Source organism: Paracoccus sp. PAR01 (genome assembly GCF_014851995.1).
In the GTDB taxonomy this organism is placed as follows: domain Bacteria; phylum Pseudomonadota; class Alphaproteobacteria; order Rhodobacterales; family Rhodobacteraceae; genus Paracoccus; species Paracoccus litorisediminis.
In genome coordinates this window covers 194,738-210,972 of sequence record NZ_JACVAW010000002.1, presented here as the reverse complement: position 1 = coordinate 210,972, position 16,235 = coordinate 194,738, and the positions used below count along the sequence as shown (strand labels likewise).

The 16,235-nt window shown below is 63.6% G+C and carries 15 protein-coding genes; 8 read left to right on the top strand and 7 right to left on the bottom strand.

Translation table 11 applies throughout. From position 1 onward, the window contains the following. Positions 1-43: 43 nt before the first annotated feature. The 5 genes from IB235_RS06090 (at position 44) to IB235_RS06070 (ending at position 5,646) form a co-directional block, all read left to right on the top strand. Complete coding sequence (locus tag IB235_RS06090) at positions 44-1,069, top strand: amino acid ABC transporter substrate-binding protein (protein WP_155038713.1); 1,026 nt, start codon at positions 44-46, stop codon at positions 1,067-1,069. A 103-nt stretch (positions 1,070-1,172) separates the two neighbouring features. Beyond that, positions 1,173-2,426: an amino acid ABC transporter permease gene (locus IB235_RS06085; RefSeq protein WP_155038712.1), complete on the top strand. Its 1,254-nt coding sequence runs from the start codon at positions 1,173-1,175 to the stop codon at positions 2,424-2,426. 1 nt (position 2,427) lies between these two features. Then, the gene (locus tag IB235_RS06080; RefSeq protein WP_192336065.1) at positions 2,428-3,873 is read left to right on the top strand and encodes an amino acid ABC transporter permease; all 1,446 of its coding nucleotides are present in this window, start codon (positions 2,428-2,430) and stop codon (positions 3,871-3,873) included. A 10-nt stretch (positions 3,874-3,883) separates the two neighbouring features. After that, a complete protein-coding gene (locus IB235_RS06075) occupies positions 3,884-4,654 on the top strand; it encodes an amino acid ABC transporter ATP-binding protein (protein ID WP_155038710.1) in 771 nt (256 codons plus the stop codon). A 155-nt stretch (positions 4,655-4,809) separates the two neighbouring features. Then, on the top strand, positions 4,810-5,646 hold the full coding sequence (locus IB235_RS06070; RefSeq protein WP_192336064.1) for a calcium-binding protein: 837 nt from the start codon (positions 4,810-4,812) through the stop codon (positions 5,644-5,646). A 71-nt stretch (positions 5,647-5,717) separates the two neighbouring features. On the opposite strand, the gene IB235_RS06065 is transcribed toward IB235_RS06070, so the two are convergent. From IB235_RS06065 to IB235_RS06040, 6 genes are all read right to left on the bottom strand, one after another. After that, positions 5,718-6,578: a D-amino-acid transaminase gene (locus tag IB235_RS06065; protein ID WP_192336063.1), complete on the bottom strand. Its 861-nt coding sequence runs from the start codon at positions 6,576-6,578 to the stop codon at positions 5,718-5,720. A gap of 389 nt (positions 6,579-6,967) precedes the next feature. Beyond that, positions 6,968-7,201, bottom strand: coding sequence for a hypothetical protein (locus IB235_RS06060; protein ID WP_155038706.1), 234 nt, complete (start codon positions 7,199-7,201; stop codon positions 6,968-6,970). A 57-nt stretch (positions 7,202-7,258) separates the two neighbouring features. Then, positions 7,259-8,869 (bottom strand): ABC transporter ATP-binding protein, encoded by a 1,611-nt coding sequence (locus tag IB235_RS06055; RefSeq protein WP_192336062.1) that lies wholly within the window; start codon positions 8,867-8,869, stop codon positions 7,259-7,261. Continuing rightward, positions 8,866-9,678, bottom strand: coding sequence for an ABC transporter permease (locus tag IB235_RS06050; protein ID WP_192336061.1), 813 nt, complete (start codon positions 9,676-9,678; stop codon positions 8,866-8,868). Before IB235_RS06050 ends, IB235_RS06055 begins: the two co-directional genes overlap by 4 nt. Next, positions 9,675-10,616 carry an ABC transporter permease gene (locus tag IB235_RS06045; RefSeq protein WP_192336060.1) on the bottom strand — a complete coding sequence of 314 codons (942 nt, stop codon included), beginning with the start codon at positions 10,614-10,616 and terminating at the stop codon, positions 9,675-9,677. Before IB235_RS06045 ends, IB235_RS06050 begins: the two co-directional genes overlap by 4 nt. A gap of 64 nt (positions 10,617-10,680) precedes the next feature. Beyond that, the gene (locus IB235_RS06040; protein WP_155038701.1) at positions 10,681-12,315 is read right to left on the bottom strand and encodes an MFS transporter; all 1,635 of its coding nucleotides are present in this window, start codon (positions 12,313-12,315) and stop codon (positions 10,681-10,683) included. A gap of 244 nt (positions 12,316-12,559) precedes the next feature. On the opposite strand from IB235_RS06040, the gene IB235_RS06035 reads away from it, so the two are divergent. Next, entirely contained in the window at positions 12,560-13,861 is a 1,302-nt protein-coding gene (locus IB235_RS06035) for a D-amino acid dehydrogenase (RefSeq protein ID WP_192336059.1), read from the top strand. Between the two features lie 302 nt (positions 13,862-14,163). Here the strand turns inward: IB235_RS06035 and IB235_RS06030 are convergent, their stop codons facing one another. Continuing rightward, positions 14,164-14,418, bottom strand: coding sequence for a GlsB/YeaQ/YmgE family stress response membrane protein (locus IB235_RS06030; protein WP_155038699.1), 255 nt, complete (start codon positions 14,416-14,418; stop codon positions 14,164-14,166). 314 nt (positions 14,419-14,732) lie between these two features. Here IB235_RS06030 and IB235_RS06025 point away from each other — a divergent pair, with 314 nt between their 5' ends. Both IB235_RS06025 and IB235_RS06020 read left to right on the top strand, forming a co-directional pair. Continuing rightward, positions 14,733-15,473, top strand: coding sequence for a L,D-transpeptidase (locus IB235_RS06025; RefSeq protein WP_155038698.1), 741 nt, complete (start codon positions 14,733-14,735; stop codon positions 15,471-15,473). Positions 15,474-15,608: 135 nt separating this feature from the next. Next, on the top strand, positions 15,609-16,166 hold the full coding sequence (locus IB235_RS06020; RefSeq protein WP_192336058.1) for a hypothetical protein: 558 nt from the start codon (positions 15,609-15,611) through the stop codon (positions 16,164-16,166). Positions 16,167-16,235: the final 69 nt, after the last annotated feature.

Below are 16,235 nucleotides of genomic sequence, written 5' to 3'. Positions count from 1 at the left end.
ACACGGCCCGTTCAGGGTCGGAAGACCAACAGAGAGGAACCCCATGAAGAAAACTGCGCTCTTCGGTTCTGTCACCGCCCTCGCGCTTGCTGCGACCGGTGCCATGGCCGCTGAAGGCGACACGCTGAAAGAGGTTAAAGCCCGCGGCGTGCTGAACTGCGGTGTGAACACCGGCCTCGTCGGCTTTGCCGCTCCGGATGCGAATGGCAACTGGACCGGCTTTGACGTCGCTTTCTGCAAGGCTGTCGCCGCCGCCGTTCTGGGTGACGCGACCAAGGTGAAATACGTGCCGACCACCGGCCAGACCCGGTTTACCGCCCTGTCCTCGGGCGAGATCGACCTGCTGGCGCGCAACTCGACCTGGACCTTCCAGCGCGATACCGACCTGAAGCTCGATTTCATCGGCGTGAACTATTACGACGGTCAGGGCTTCATGGTTCGCAAGGATCTGGGCGTGTCCTCGGCCAAGGAGCTGGATGGTGCCACCATCTGCATCCAGACCGGCACCACGACCGAGCTGAACCTGGCCGATTACTTCAAGGCCAACAACATGACCTATCAGCCGGTCAACATCGACAGCAACGCCGAAGGCGAACAGCAATACATGGCTGCCGCCTGCGACGCCTACACAACCGACGCTTCGGGCCTTGCGGCGACGCGCGCGGCCTTTGCCGATCCCGAGAACCACATCATCCTGCCCGAGATCATCTCCAAGGAACCGCTTGGGCCGGCCGTTCGCCATGGCGACAACAACTGGGGCGATATTGCCCGCTGGACGCTTTATGCGCTGCTGGCCGCCGAGGAATATGGCGTGACCTCGGCCAATATCGACGAGCTGGCGAAATCCTCGCAGAACCCCGAGGTCCAGCGTCTTCTGGGCAGCTCGGATGACCTGGGCAAGATGCTGGGTCTGGACGCCGAATGGGCCAAGCGCGCGATCAAGGCGCAGGGCAACTACGGCGAGATCTTTGCCGCGACCATCGGCGAACAGACCCCGATCGGTCTGGCCCGCGGTCTGAACGCGCAATGGACCCAGGGCGGCCTGATGTATGCGATGCCCTTCCGGTAATCGCTGAGACCTTGGACGGGCGGGGCAAAACCCCGCCCGTTCTGCCACGCGCCGGAAAGAACACGGGCAATAGACCCGACCGCCGGCCAACAGGGGTTACAATATGGTAGACTATCCAGGCGCGGCCTCGCCGCCTTTCCGCCTGTCGATGCTGATTTACGACCGCCGCTATCGGTCACTGACCATTCAGGCAGTCGTGTTCATCGGGGTCATGCTTCTGGCAAGCTGGCTGATCGACAACACGCTTCGCAACCTTGCCATCATGGGCAAGACACTCAGCTTCGACTTTCTTTTCAGGCGGGCGGGATATGACATTCCGCAGCAATTGATCCCCTATACCTCTGACGACACCCATCTGCGCGCGACCATTGTCGGCCTGCTGAACACGCTGCAGGTGTCGATCCTTGGCTGCATCTCGGCGACGGTGGTGGGCGTTGTGGTGGGCGTGCTGCGTCTGTCCAACAACTGGCTGATCGCGCGGCTGATGACCGTCTATGTCGAGGTCTTCCGCAATATCCCGCTGCTGCTGTGGATTTTGGTGATCCTTGCGATTTTCACCGAAACGATGCCGCCGCCCAATGCCTATCGCGGTGAGAATCCGGCGGCCAGCATGGTCATGTTCGACATGATCGCGCCGACCAACCGCTATACCGCCGTGCCCTCGATCGGCATGAGCAACCCGCCCGGCGTGATCGCGCTGGGGCGCGAGGGGATCAGCTGGGCGCTGATCGCCTATGCCGTGGTGCTGGCTGCGGCCTATGTCGCCCATCGCCTGCTGCGCAAGCGCGCCAAGCGCATTCAGGATGCGACCGGTCGGCGTCCGTCCACCCTGTGGATCTCTCTGGCGCTGTATCTGGTGCCGGTGGCGCTGCTGACCTGGTATTTCGGCCTGCATCTGGTCCCGCCGGTGCTCAAGGGCTTCAACTTTGCCGAAGGCCTGAATCTGGACAACGCCTTTGTCGTGCTGTGGCTGGCACTGACGCTTTATACCGGGGCCTTCATCGCCGAGATCGTCCGCGCCGGCATCATGTCGGTCAGCAAGGGCCAGACCGAGGCCGCCTATGCGCTGGGTCTGCGCCCGCGCCGCACCATGAGCCTTGTGGTCCTGCCGCAGGCGCTGCGGGTGATCATCCCGCCGCTGATCTCGCAATATCTGAACCTGACCAAGAACAGCTCGCTGGCCATCGCGGTCGGCTACATGGACCTGCGCGGCACGCTGGGCGGCACGACGCTGAACCAGACCGGGCGCGAGATGGAAGCCATGGTCCTGATGATGGGCATCTATCTGCTGCTGAGCCTGATCATTTCGGGCGGGATGAACGTCTTCAACAGTCGCGTCAAGCTGAAGGAGCGGTGAGATGAGCCAGACCCAATCCGTCGCCTTTGTCCGCGACAGCATGCTGCCGCCCGAACCGCCGCCGACGCGGGCTTCCGGCGCAATCCTGTGGCTGCGCGAGAACCTGTTCTCGGGGCCGCTGAACATTGCCCTGACCCTGCTGGGTCTGGGCATCCTGTGGCTGCTGTTCAGCACGCTCTGGCCGTGGCTGTCACATTCGGTCTGGAATGCGAACAGCATGGCCGAATGCCGCCAGATCATCGCGGCGGCGCATGGACCCGACGCCTCGGGGGCCTGCTTTGCCGTGATCAAGCATCGCTGGAACCAGTTCGTCTTTGGCTTCTACCCGGTCGATCTGTACTGGCGGCCGGTTCTGGCCTTTGGTTCGCTGTTTCTGGCCCTGGCACCCGTCCTGTTCGCCGACAACCCACGCGCCCGACGCATTGTCATCGGGCTTGCCGCAGTGCTGACCTTTCTGATCTCGGCGGTGCTGGGGGCGAACGGGGTCGAGCTGGGCGCGATGGCGGTGCTGCTGCTGGCATGGGTCGCGCTGATCGAGGCCCGCCGCGACTGGGCGCTGCTGGCAACGCTGATCTATCCCTTCCTTGCGACCTGGCTGCTATGGGGTGGAACCCTGTGGGAGCCGGCAATGGCGCTGGCCGGTTTCGTCATCGGCTTCTTTGTCTGGCGGGCGCTGTCGGCCTACGGCATGTTCGCCTTTGCTGCTGCCGTTCTGGTTGCGGCGTTCTGGTGGCTGGCACTGTCGGATATTGTCGCGCGCGGCATCGCCACCGTGCTGCCGATGCGGCTGACGCCGGTCACCTCGGACCAGTTCGGCGGTTTCGTCCTGTCGATCACCATCGGCGTCGCGGGCATCGCCCTGTCACTGCCTCTGGGGATCATCCTTGCACTGGCGCGGCGTTCTGATCTGCCGGTCATCAAGATGATGGCGGTGCTCTTCATCGAGTTCATCCGCGGCGTGCCGCTGATCACGCTGCTGTTCGTGGCCTCCTTGCTGCTGAACTACTTCCTGCCGCCGGGCACGAATTTCGACATCATCCTGCGGGTGATCATCATGGTGACGCTGTTCGCCTCGGCCTATATGGCCGAAGTGATCCGCGGCGGTCTGGCGGCGCTGCCCAAGGGCCAATACGAGGCCGCCGACGCGTTGGGGCTGGATTACTGGAAGGCGCAGCGGCTGGTGATCCTGCCGCAGGCGCTGAAGATCTCGATCCCCGGCATCGTCTCGACCTTCATCGGCATGTTCAAGGACACCACGCTGGTTGTCTTTGTCGGGTTGTTCGATCCGCTGAAGGCCATGTCCGACACCATCCGCGCGAGCTTCGAATGGAAGGGCGCCTATTGGGAGCCTTACATCTTTGTCGGCTCGATCTTCTTCATCCTCTGCTTCGGCATGTCGCGTTATTCCATGCATCTGGAACGCCGCCTGAAGCGCGACCACCGCTGAGGAGCATGTCATGGCCACACAAACCCAGACCCAACCGAAACTTGGCGAGACCGCGATCGAGATCGCCAAGCTGAACAAGTGGTACGGCACCTTCCATGTGCTGCGCGATATCGACCTGAATGTCAGCCGGGGTGAGCGGATCGTCATTGCCGGGCCCTCGGGATCAGGCAAATCGACGCTGATCCGCTGCATCAACCGGTTGGAGGAGCATCAGGCCGGCCGTATCATCGTCGACGGCACCGAACTGACCAATGACCTGAAGAACATCGACAAGGTGCGCTCGGAGGTCGGGATGGTGTTCCAGCATTTCAACCTGTTCCCGCATCTGACCATTCTGGAAAACTGTACGCTGGCGCCGATCTGGGTGCGCAAGGTTCCCAAGCGCGAGGCCGAGGAAACCGCGATGCATTTCCTGGAAAAGGTCAAGATTCCCGAACAGGCGCTGAAATATCCCGGCCAGTTGTCGGGCGGTCAGCAGCAGCGGGTGGCTATCGCGCGTTCGCTGTGCATGCGGCCGCGGATCATGCTGTTCGATGAGCCGACCAGTGCGCTTGACCCCGAGATGATCAAGGAGGTGCTGGATACGATGATCGAACTGGCCGAGGACGGCATGACCATGCTGTGCGTGACCCATGAGATGGGTTTTGCGCAGGCCGTGGCGCATCGCGTCATCTTTATGGATCAGGGCCAGATCGTCGAACAGAACACGCCCAAGGAGTTCTTCAACAATCCGAAATCCGAAAGAACCAAGCTGTTCCTGAGCCAAATTCTGGGTCATTGAGGCGTGGTCGGGCAGGGGGACTTCGCGTCCCCCGTCCATCGGTTCCCGATGGACTCCCCCTGCGGGATATTTCGGCAAGAAAGAAGATCGCGGTTTGCTTGCCGCGGCGGGGGGCGACGGTTTATCGTGCCGTCCGGTGACTTTGGAGGACAGGGATGAACCAGACCATTTTCCTTTTGCTGGGGGTGCTGGGCATTGCCGGGCTTGGCTCGCTTATTTCCAGCAATGACGACGACCATCCGCCAGAGGCACCTGCGGACGATCCGTTCGGCGGGCGCGAGCTGACCGAGGGAACCGAGGACGATGACACCATCGCCGCGGGTGATGGCGACGACGCCATCCAGTCCTTCGAAGGGAATGACTCCGTCTCGGGCGGCGGTGGCGATGACGCGATCTGGACCGGCTATGGCGACGATACGGTCAGCGCCGATGCCGGGGATGACGAGATCTATCTGGGCTACGACGACGACGTCTATGGCGCGGTGGACCCGGGCACCGTTGAGGGTAATGACACGATTGACGGCGGTGAAGGCGATGACACGATCATCACCAATAGCGGCAATCATTCGATCACCGGCGGTGAAGGCGATGACCGGATCGAGGATCATGGCGGCACCGTCTATATCGATGGCGAGGATGGCGACGACCTGATCCTGTCGGCCGATGCCTCGGAGCCGGACGCGCAGGATACGCTGCTGGGCGGTGAAGGCGACGACACCATCCATGCCGGGGCGAATGACATCGTCTCGGGCGGTGACGGTGATGACCAGATCGTCCTGCGCAGCGATGCGGGCGGTGCGACCACCATCATCTATGGCAGCTCGGACAGCATCAGCATCACCCTGCCCGCCGATTATGACGGCGAGGAGGAATACGATATGGTGCAGGATGGCGATGACGTCCAGATCGTCGTGAACGGTGAGGTTCTGGCGATCCTGAAGGATACCGTGACCGACGACGTGGACAACATCAGCTTTACCCGCGAAACCTGAGTGGTTTCATCCGGTCATGAAAAAGGGCGCGCCACTGGCGCGCCCTTTGCGTTCCGGCGAATGAGAGCTGCTCAGATGGCGGATTTCAGCGATTCCTCAAGGTAGAGTTCGCGCAGGCGGGTCGCCACCGGGCCGACCTTGCCGCCGCCGACCTTGGCGCCGTCGATTTCCACCACCGGCAGCACGAAAGCCGAGGCCGAGGTGAAGAAGGCCTCATCCGCGGATTGCGCTTCCTCGATGGTGAAGGGGCGTTCCTCGATCTTCATCTGGGCCTCGGCTGCGAAGCGCAGCAGCGAGGCGCGGGTGATGCCATGCAGGATGTCGGTCGACAGCTGGCGGGTGATGATCGTGCCGTTCTTGACGATATAGGTGTTGTTCGAGGTGCCTTCGGTCACGAAGCCGTCCTCGACCAGCCAGGCATCATCGGCACCGCGCGCCTTGGCCTCCATCTTGGCCATGGACGGGTAAAGCAGCTGCACCGTCTTGATGTCGCGGCGCGACCAGCGCAGGTCCTCAACCGAGACCACCTTGAGACCGGTCTGGGCCTGCAGGTTGGCAGCAAGGCCGGGTTTCGACTGGGTGAACAGCACCACGGTCTGGGGCGTGCCTTCGGGCGGATAGGCAAAATCGCGATCACCGGGATTGCCGCGGGTGACCTGCAGATAGACGATGCCTTCGACGATATCGTTGCGCGCAACGAGTTGGCGGTGAATCTCCAGCCACTCGGCGTCGGAATGCGGATTGCCCATGCCCAGTTCGGCCAGCGAGCGGCTCAGCCGCGTCAGGTGGCCGGGAAAGTCCAGCAGCTTGCCGTCAAGGACGCTGGTGACTTCGTAGACGCCGTCGGCCATGACGAATCCACGGTCAAAGATCGAGACCTTGGCCTCGGCCTCGGGCAGGTATTCGCCATTCAGATAGACGGTGCGGGACATGTTCTTCTCCTGAGTCGTGAAGCGAGCTTGGGCGTGGTGCGCCTAAAGCGCGCAGGGGTCAAGCACCAGCCAGACAGCACTGCATTGAAGTATGAAACTGCAATGACGATCAGGAGAATGTGAAGGAATGTTCGGTATACACTGGTAGACCAGTTGACAGGCCGTAGATTCGTCGGGCACAACTGTCCGCGTGGCAGGCAGAGCTGATCAGCTTCTGAGCCACAACGGAATACCTGGGCGGCCATTCGGGGAGGCTTGGCCGCCATCAAGGGGAGGAGCGACAGGCCCTGCGGCACGCGGGGCCTGTTGTCTTTAGTGCGATCCGTTCGTCTTTTTTCAGTCCCTGTCAGGTCTTGAGAGGTCTTCTTCGCCTAAGCGGCGCGGATGTTTCAGGCGCGCACGGCGATGGGTGCCGCGGGCCGGGGAAGCCGGCTCAGCCGGGGATCAGGCGTTCGATTGCGCGGATCAAGGACCGGAATCGGCGATTCGGCGACGGCGGGAATCACCTGGGTCACGCCATTTCCAACCAGTTGCCGCTGGGCAGCCTGGGAATTCAGCAAAAGCCGCTCGGCCGCGGACATGCCGGAAACGGGCCGGGCGCTGTTCATGGGTTTACGGGTCATCACATCACTCAGTCGGCATTTTCGAAGTCCGCAGCAGGTAATGGTGAACTGATCGGTTCACAAGCCGTCTGACAGATTTTCTACCGAAAGAAGGCCGATTTCCTGTGGAAGACGTGGCGTCGCCGCCAAAAGCTGGCGCGTATAGGGGTGGTCGGGGTTGTCCAGCACCCGTGCGGTCGGGCCTGATTCCACAATCTTGCCCTGCCGCATGATCAGCACCCGGTCGGTCACCTGCCGCACGACGGACAGGTCGTGGCTGATGAACAGGTAGGACAGGCCGTGCTTCACCCGCAGCCTGGCCAGCAGTTCCAGCACCTGCGCCCGCACCCGGACATCCAGCGCGGAAACGGCCTCGTCCAGAATGATCAGGCTGGGCCGGATGATCAGGGCACGGGCCAAGGCAATGCGTTGCCGCTGCCCGCCCGAGAATTCATGCGCATAGCGCCGCATCACATCGCCGGTGATGCCGACATCGAACAGCGCCTCGGCCACGCGGTCGCGCCAGTTCTTTGGGCGTCCGGTCAGATGGAAGGGCTCGGCCACCAGCTTTTCCACCCGCCAGCGCGGATCGAAACTGCCAAACGGGTCCTGAAACACCACCTGCATCCGGGCCCGAAGCGCATCGGGCATCCGCCATCCGGCGTGGACCTGTTGCCCTGCCAGCCGGATCTGGCCGCCCTGGATCGGGTCAAGGCCAAGGATGGCGCGGGTCAGGGTAGACTTGCCGCAGCCGGATTCGCCGACCAGCCCGACGGATTCATGCTCTTGGATGGTCAGGCTGACATTATCGACGGCCAGCAGCCGCTGTTCACCCGGACCGCTATCGGGTCGCACCGCCGGATAGCTGCGCGAGACCTGCTCCACCTGAAGCAGCGGCGCCGCGTCGGGGCGGGTCAGCACCAGCCGTGGCTGATGCTTGGCGGCCTTGAGCAATTCGCGCGTATAGGCGTGGCGGGGGTTATGAAAGATCTGGCTAGCAGGCGCGCTTTCGACGATGGTGCCGCGCTGCATCACCGCGACCTCATCCGCCAGACCCGCCACCACCGCCAGATCATGGGTGATCAGCAGCAGCGACATGCCCTCGTCGCGGACCAGCCCGGCCAGCAGATCAAGGATCTGCTTCTGCGTGGTCACGTCCAGCGCCGTGGTCGGCTCATCCGCGATCAGCAAATCGGGACGCTGGGTAATGGCCAAGGCAATGGCCACACGCTGACGCTGCCCGCCGGATAGCTGATGCGGATAAAGCGTCAGCGGAAAGCGCGATGCGGGCAGGCCGACGCGATCAAGGCGTTCGCGCGCCCGTGCCAGTGCCTGATCGCGGGGCAGGCCCTGATGCAGAAGCAGGGCCTCGGCCACCTGATCGCCGATGGTCATCAGCGGGTTCAGCGCGGTCATCGGCTCTTGAAAGACCATGGCGATGCGCTTGCCGCGAATGCGGCACAACTCGCGTTCGGGCAGGGGCAGGATGTCCTCGCCGTCCAGTTCGATGCGGCCCTGCGTCCGCATGCCGGGGGGCAGCAATCCGATGAGTGCAAGTCCCGTCAACGACTTGCCCGAGCCGCTTTCCCCCACCAGCGCGGTGATCCTGCCGGGGGCCAGCCGCAGGTTAACGCGGTTCAGCAGCATGGTCTGGCCCAGCGTCACGCCCAGATCAAAGGTCTCGATCATCGCGAACCGCGCAATCTGGGGTCCAGCGCATCGCGCAGCCCGTCGCCCAACAGGTTCAGGCCCAGCACCGTCAGCACGATGGCAAGGCCGGGCACGATGGCGACATGCGGCGCCAGTGAGATCATGGTCTGCGCCTCGGCCAGCATGCGGCCCCAGCTGGGGGTAGGGGGCTGCGCGCCAAGGCCGACATAGGACAGCCCGGCCTCGGCCAGAATGCCAAGGCTGAACTGGATCGTTCCCTGCACGATCAGGATATTGGCGATATTGGGCAGGATATGCTGCAGGCTGATCCGCGCCGCGCCCTTGCCGGCGACCCGTGCCGCGCGGATGTAGTCCAGCGTCCAGATCGGCAGGGCCGAGCCGCGGGTGATCCGGGCAAAGACCGGGATGTTGAAGATGCCGATGGCAATGATCGCATTCAGCGCCGATGGCCCGAATGCCGCCGTGATCAGGATGGCGATGACAAGGCTGGGAAAGGCAAAGATCAGGTCGTTGCCGCGCATGATGATCTCATCCAGCCAGCTGCCCTGAAACGCCGCCGCGATCAGCCCCAGTGGCACGCCCAGCCCCATGCCGATGCCGACCGCGACCAGCGCCACTGCTATCGAGGTGCGCGCGCCCACCATGATCATCGACAGCATGTCGCGGCCCAACTGGTCGGTGCCCAGCCAATGTTCGCCCGAGGGCGGCAGCAGCTTGTCGGCAATCGCCAGCTGCGTGACATCGCCCGGCGTCCACAGAAAGGACAGGCCCGCGGCCAGCACCGCAAGGCCGGTCAGCAAAAGCCCCAGCGCCAGTGACAGCCTCATTTCAGCCGCAGCCTCGGGTCGATGGCGGCATAGGCCAGATCGACCAGAAAGGTCACAAGGATCACCGCTGCGACCAGAACCAGTACCGCGCCCTGCACCACGATCAGATCGCGCTGGGTGATGGCCTGAAAGATCAGCCGCCCCAGACCGGGCAGGTAGAAGACGTTCTCGATGATGATGGCTCCGGCCAGAAGGAACGAAAACTGCATGCCAAGGATGGTGACGACCGGGATCAGGGCATTGCGCAGCGCGTGCAGCCGCAGCGCCTGTCCGCGGCTCAGGCCCTTGGCGCGGGCGGTGCGGATGTAGTCCTGCCCCAAGGTCTCGACCAGGGCCGAGCGCAGCACGCGCGCAAGGATCGCGGCTTGTGGCAAGGCCAGCGCCACGGCGGGTAGAATCAGGGATTTCAGCGCGGCCGAGGGATTGCCCCAGCCCGGAAAGCCGCCTGCGGGCAGCCAGCGCAGCCGCACCGCGAACAGCAGCACCAGCAGCATCGCGAACCAGAAATTCGGCAGCGAGATCCCGATCTGCGCCGCGCCCATGGACAGCGTATCTCCGGCGCGGCCCTTGCGGGCCGCAGCAAACATGCCGATGGGCAGCGCGATTGCGACCGACAGCAGCAGCGCCATCAGCGCCAGAGGCAACGAAACCTGCAGCCGGTCAAGGATCAGCGCCGCAACCGGGGTCTTGTAGGTGAAGCTTTGCCCCAGATCCCCGGTCAGGGCCGCGCCGATCCAATGGGCGTAGCGCAGGGCCACGGGCTGATCCAGACCCATCTGCTGACGCAGCGCCGCCACGGTTTCCGGCTGTGCGCCAGTGCCCAGCATGTAGCTGGCCGGGTCGCCCGGAACCAGTTCCACCACCATGAAAATCGCTACCGAGGCCACAGCAAGGCTGAGGCCAAGCACGATCAGGCGGTGAAGCAAGTAGCGTTGCATGCATGCCAAGCTAAACGCCCGCCAGCATTCGGTAAAGCCATTGCTGACAACGACTTGCAGCGGATCAGGGTAATTCCAGTTTGCCGATCAGCGGCAGGTCGTCACTGGAATCCACGGAATGGCGTTCAATCATGCGATGCACGACCGGAGGTTTGTCGCCGGAATGCAGGCGGTGCAATTCTTCATAGGTCTCGAAATCGGCCTTGGTGCGACGCAGGTTGTGGCGGACATATTCGTCCCAGGTCGCGATATGGTAGCTTTCCGACCACAATTCGGGATGCTCCAGATCGCGCAGCAGCGCCCAGTTGCGCGCGCCGTCGCGGCGGCGGATGTCGCGGCGCTTGGCCATCAGGCGCAGGAATTCGGGCACGTCCTTCTGCGCGATCTGATAGTCGATCAGAACCATGATCGGACCCGAGCGTCCGCGCAGGTCCAGCCGCAGTTCCGGCTCGCGGAAGCGGTTCACCGGGTCCAGATCGACCGTGCCGAATTCCGGCGCACTGAACCAGTGTCCGACCAGCGCGCCAAGGATCAGGGGCAAGGCCGCGCAGGCCAGCGCCGTATGGATGCCCTGGCTTGATGCGATCATGCCCCAGATCCAGCTGCCCGCCGCCATGCCGCCGAAAGTCGCGGTCTGGTACAGGGCCAAGGCCCGCGCCACCACCCAGCGCGGTGTCGACAGTTGCACCGTCACGTTGAACAGCGACAGCGCCAGCACCCAGCTGGCACCGGCGGGCAGCATGGCCAGCGCATGCAGCCAGACCCCATCGGTAAAGGCCAGCACCAGCGCCGCCCCGGCGAATCCCAAAAACGCCAGCCGGACGATTTTTTCATTGCTCATCCGCTCGCGGATGCGCGGGTTGACCACCGCGCCGCAGATCGCGCCCAGCCCGTAGCAGCCCAGCAGCAGCCCGAACAGCATCGAGCCGCCCTCGGGCTGGGCCTTGGCCACCAGCGGCAGCAGCGCCAGAATCGAGATGGCGGAAAAGCCGAACAGCGCGCCTCGCGACAGCACCCGCACCAGATTGGGAGACAGCAGCACATAGCGCAGCCCCGCGCCCACGGCCGAGACGAAGGGCTCGCGCGTGGTCAGACGCTCGGGGGTTCTGGGATGCCAGCTTAGCAGTGCGCCCAGCAACGGGATGTAGCTGGCGGCATTGACGGCAAAGGCTGCGGCCGCGCCGAACGCAGCAGTAATGATGCCGCCGACCGCCGGGCCGACACTGCGCATCAGGTTGAAGCCGACCGAGTTCATCGTCACCGCCGCCGGCAGATCCTCGCGCGGGACCAGATCGCCCATGCTCGCCTGCCAGGGCGGGTTGTAGATCGCCTGACCGACGCCGATGAGGAAGGTCAGCGACAGCAACAAAAGCGGCGTCATCCAGCCCTGCCATGTCAGCACCGCTAGCAGCAACGACATGATGGCCATGAAGATCTGCGCCCCCAGCAGCAGCGTGCGGCGGTCCAGATTGTCGGCCAGCGCCCCCGAGGCCAGGGCGAACAGCATGATCGGCAGCGTGTTCGAGGCCTGCACCAGCGCGATCAATGTGGCCGAGTCGGTCAGCTGCGTCATCATCCACGCTGCGCCCACCGATTGCACCAGCCCCCCGAAATTCGAGATCAGCGTTGCCGACCAGAGCAGGCGGAAATCCTTATGGCGGAACGGGGCGAAGGCGCTTTGTCTTGGCTTGGCGGGCATGCTGAGGGACCTCTGCTTCGGCCTTACCTTAGCAAAGCGCGGGCGGGCGGCAACCGCTGCCCGATTCCCCTGTCATCTTGGGCACATCTTCCGGCTTATTCAGATATTCGCGAAGGTTTCACGTCATCATCGTCAATCCATCGAAGAAAATTGCGACAGCCTGCTGCAAAGCGCCGCAGTTCGGGAATTCATTTCCTCGACTCGGCGTATCTTTTCATCAATCCCTTCTGAAAGGCGCGCGCAGATGAAAGTTATCGTTCTGGGAGCAGGTGTGATCGGCGTCACCTCGGCCTGGTATCTGGCGAAAGCCGGGCATGAGGTGACGGTCATCGACCGTCAGCCCGGCCCCGCACTGGAAACCAGCTATGCCAATGCCGGAGAGATCTCGCCCGGTTATTCCTCGCCCTGGGCCGCGCCGGGCATTCCGCTGAAGGCGATGAAATGGATGTTCCAGCGTCACGCGCCGCTGGTCCTGCAACCGCGTCTGGACATGCACCGTCTGGGCTGGCTGGCGCAGATGCTGGCCAATTGCACCAGCGCCGCCTATGCCGTGAACAAAAGCCGCATGGTCCGCATCGCCGAATACAGCCGCGACTGCCTTGGCGATCTGCGCGCCGAGACCGGCATCCATTACGACGAGCGCACTCAGGGCACGCTGCAGGTCTTCCGCAAGCAGGAACAGATGGACGGCGCGGGCAAGGATATCGAGGTGCTGCGCGCCGATGGCGTGCCCTTCGAGGTTCTGGACCGCGCGGGCTGCATCGCGGCCGAGCCGGGTCTGGCGAAATCCGCCGACATGATCGTCGGTGGCCTGCGCCTGCCGGGCGATGAGACGGGCGATTGCTTCAAGTTCACCAACAATCTGTCGGACATGGCGGCGGCTTTGGGCGTCACCTTCCGTTGGGGCGTCACCATCGAAGAACTTGAGGCCGAGGGCGGCCGCATCAGCGCCGTGCGCACCGATCAGGGCCGCATGACCGCCGATCGTTATGTGCTGGCGATGGGTCCGCATTCGCCGCTGATGGTCCGCCATCTGGGCCTGAAGCTGCCGATCTATCCGCTGAAAGGCTATTCGCTGACCATCCCGATCGAGGATGAAAGCCTCGCCCCGGTTTCGACCGTGATGGATGAAACCTACAAGGTCGCGATCACCCGTCTGGGCGACCGCATCCGCGTTGGCGGTCTGGCCGAAATCGCCGGCTATGATCTGAGCCTGAACGACCGCCGCCGCGCCACGCTGACGAAATCGGTCACTGACCTGTTCGGCGGCTCGGGCGATCCGGCCAAGGCCGAGTTCTGGACCGGTCTGCGCCCGATGACGCCGGACGGGACGCCGATCGTCGGCGCGACGCCGATTGCGAACCTGTTCCTGAACACCGGCCACGGCACGTTGGGATGGACCATGTCGGCGGGTTCGGGGCGGCTGCTGGCGGATCTGATCTCGGGGCGCAAGCCGGATATCGAATTCGCCGATCTGGGCTATGCGCGCTACCAGAAAGGCGCCAAGGCCCAGCTGGGCAAGGCGATGCAGCCCGCACGGGCCTGAACAGCCGGAAACCGACGAAATGCGAAAAGGGGGCCATGCGGCCCCCTTTTTCACACGCTCCAGCGCGTTTTCCGCTGAAGCCGGGCTGAGACTGCACGAGGAGACTTGTGCAGTTCAGCCCGGCCCGCTTGGCCGGCAGATGCCGACCCTTCCCGACGGCCCCGCGGTGCGGGGCGACACGACTTACTTCGTCGATCGTTAACTGCCACCCTTTCCGGTTCGAACAGGCTCGAACCGGTTCAGGCGGCCACATCGTCGGCTGACGACGGGAAACTCTTGTCCCCTTGACGGGGGCTGCGCCCTCAGGCGCGTTTGATCAGCCTTAGGATCAACAGCAGGATCACTGCCCCGATGGTCGAGGAAATGATCGAGCCCAGAACCGGGCTGGTGGTACCGAATCCGAATGCGGGGAACAGGAAGCCGGCGATCAATGCGCCGACGATGCCGACGATGATGTTCGTCAGCACGCCCTGTCCGTGTCCCTTGACGATCATACTGGCGAGCCAACCGGCAATCGCCCCGATGATCAGGGTGATGATGAGTGAGGTAACTGTCATGTCCTGCTCCCTCGTTTCAGACCCGCAGTCGGACATTCCGGCCGCAGATCGCGCATTCAACACGCAATTTCGTCTGCGGTTCCCGTGGGATGCAGGAATTTTTTCGAAACGTCGCGTTTTCAGCGAAACAGCAACAGTGGTTAACCGAAAAAGCGGCTCGCGCAGGGTTGCACTTGACGGCTGGCGGGGTCAGACGACTGTTGTAGACATAAGACTCGAATCCGCTCTGCTCGGCGATTCCTGTTTTCCTATGTCTTTTTTGCTGCCACCGGCCGCGCCCTTGTCGCGCAGCCGAGTAAAGAAGGGAAAGCCCGATGCGACTAGCCTCGCTGATGCTGGCGATGGGACTGGGCCTTGCGGCCTGTGCGCCCACGCAGACCACGACACCAACCCGGTCCTCTGTGGCCAGTGGCGTTTATGGTGCCCGTACCGATTCCGGACCCAACGGACAGCCGATCGAGATACACGCCGTCCGCAACGCCTACCTGACCGACCGCAACACCCGTCAACGCGTCGCCTATAATGGGTCCGAGGCGCCGGGCACGATCGTCGTCGATCCCTATGCGCGCTACCTTTACCACGTCATCGCGCCGGGCGAGGCGATGCGCTACGGTGTCGCCGTGGGCAAGGCCGGCAAGAACTTCGCAGGCGGGGCAACGATCGGCCGCAAGCAGGCATGGCCCAGCTGGACGCCGACCTCGAACATGGTGCGCACCATGCCCGACCTGTATGGCCCGCTGAAAAACGGCCTGCCGGGTGGCATCGACAACCCGCTGGGGTCCCGCGCCTTCTACCTGTATCAGGGTGGCCGTGACACGATGTATCGCATCCACGGCACGATGGACCCCTCGTCCATCGGCAAGGCGACCTCGGCCGGCTGTATCCGCATGTTCAACCAGGACGTGATGGACCTGTTCGGCGAGATTCCGTCGGGCACCCGCGTCAAGGTGCGCTCGCATGGGGAAAGCGTCGCGCTGGAAGGCCAGCTTGTGCAGACGCCGGACGGCTATCTTGTGCCCGCCGCGCAGACCACGACCGCGACGGCTGCCCCCTAAGGGCTGTCTTGGCCGGTAATCCGGCCACAATACGCCCACGAAATGCACCCCGGTCGCAAGGCCGGGGTGTTTTTTCTGGAGCAGATTCCCGTGGCATGGCAGATTCATCGCATGACCTGCCACGAGGACGTTTGAATGGCCGTGAATGCCCAAGAAAAACCCGCAGCCCCGGCCAATCCCGAGGCGCTGAACGAGCAGACCCGACCTGATGCGCTGAAACTTCTGGACGATGCCGCACTGGCCGCGCTGATGAAGGAATTGCGTGGGGTGAAAGCCGCCGCGACCGAGGCTGCCGTCAGGAAAGAGCTCGCGCAGGCGCTGCACCGCGCTTCCGAGGAGAAGCTGGCGCGGATGGCCCGCCCGAAAAAGGACAAGCGGGCCAAACCCGCCAAGGTGGTCGAGCCTGCGGCAGAAGGTGACGAAGCCCCGGCCAAGCCCGCCCGTGCCGAAAAACCCGCCCACGCCGAAAAACGCGCCCTTGCCGAGAAGCCGGTGAAGTCCGTAAAGCCGACCAAGGCCGACAAGCTGGAGGAGCGCCGCCGCAAGCTGGAGGAAAAGGCCGCCCAGCTTGAGGATAAGCGCCGCAAGCTGGCCGAAAAGGCCGAAAAGATCCGCGTGAAGGAAGCCGAGAGGGCCGAGCGCAAGTCTACGCCTGCTGGAAAGGTGGGCGGAAAGGCCGCGGTTCAGGCCTGAGATCCATCCCGTCCCGCGGTTTTCATCGGGCCGGGTTCCTGCTAACTGAAGGCCGCGCCACAGTGCAGC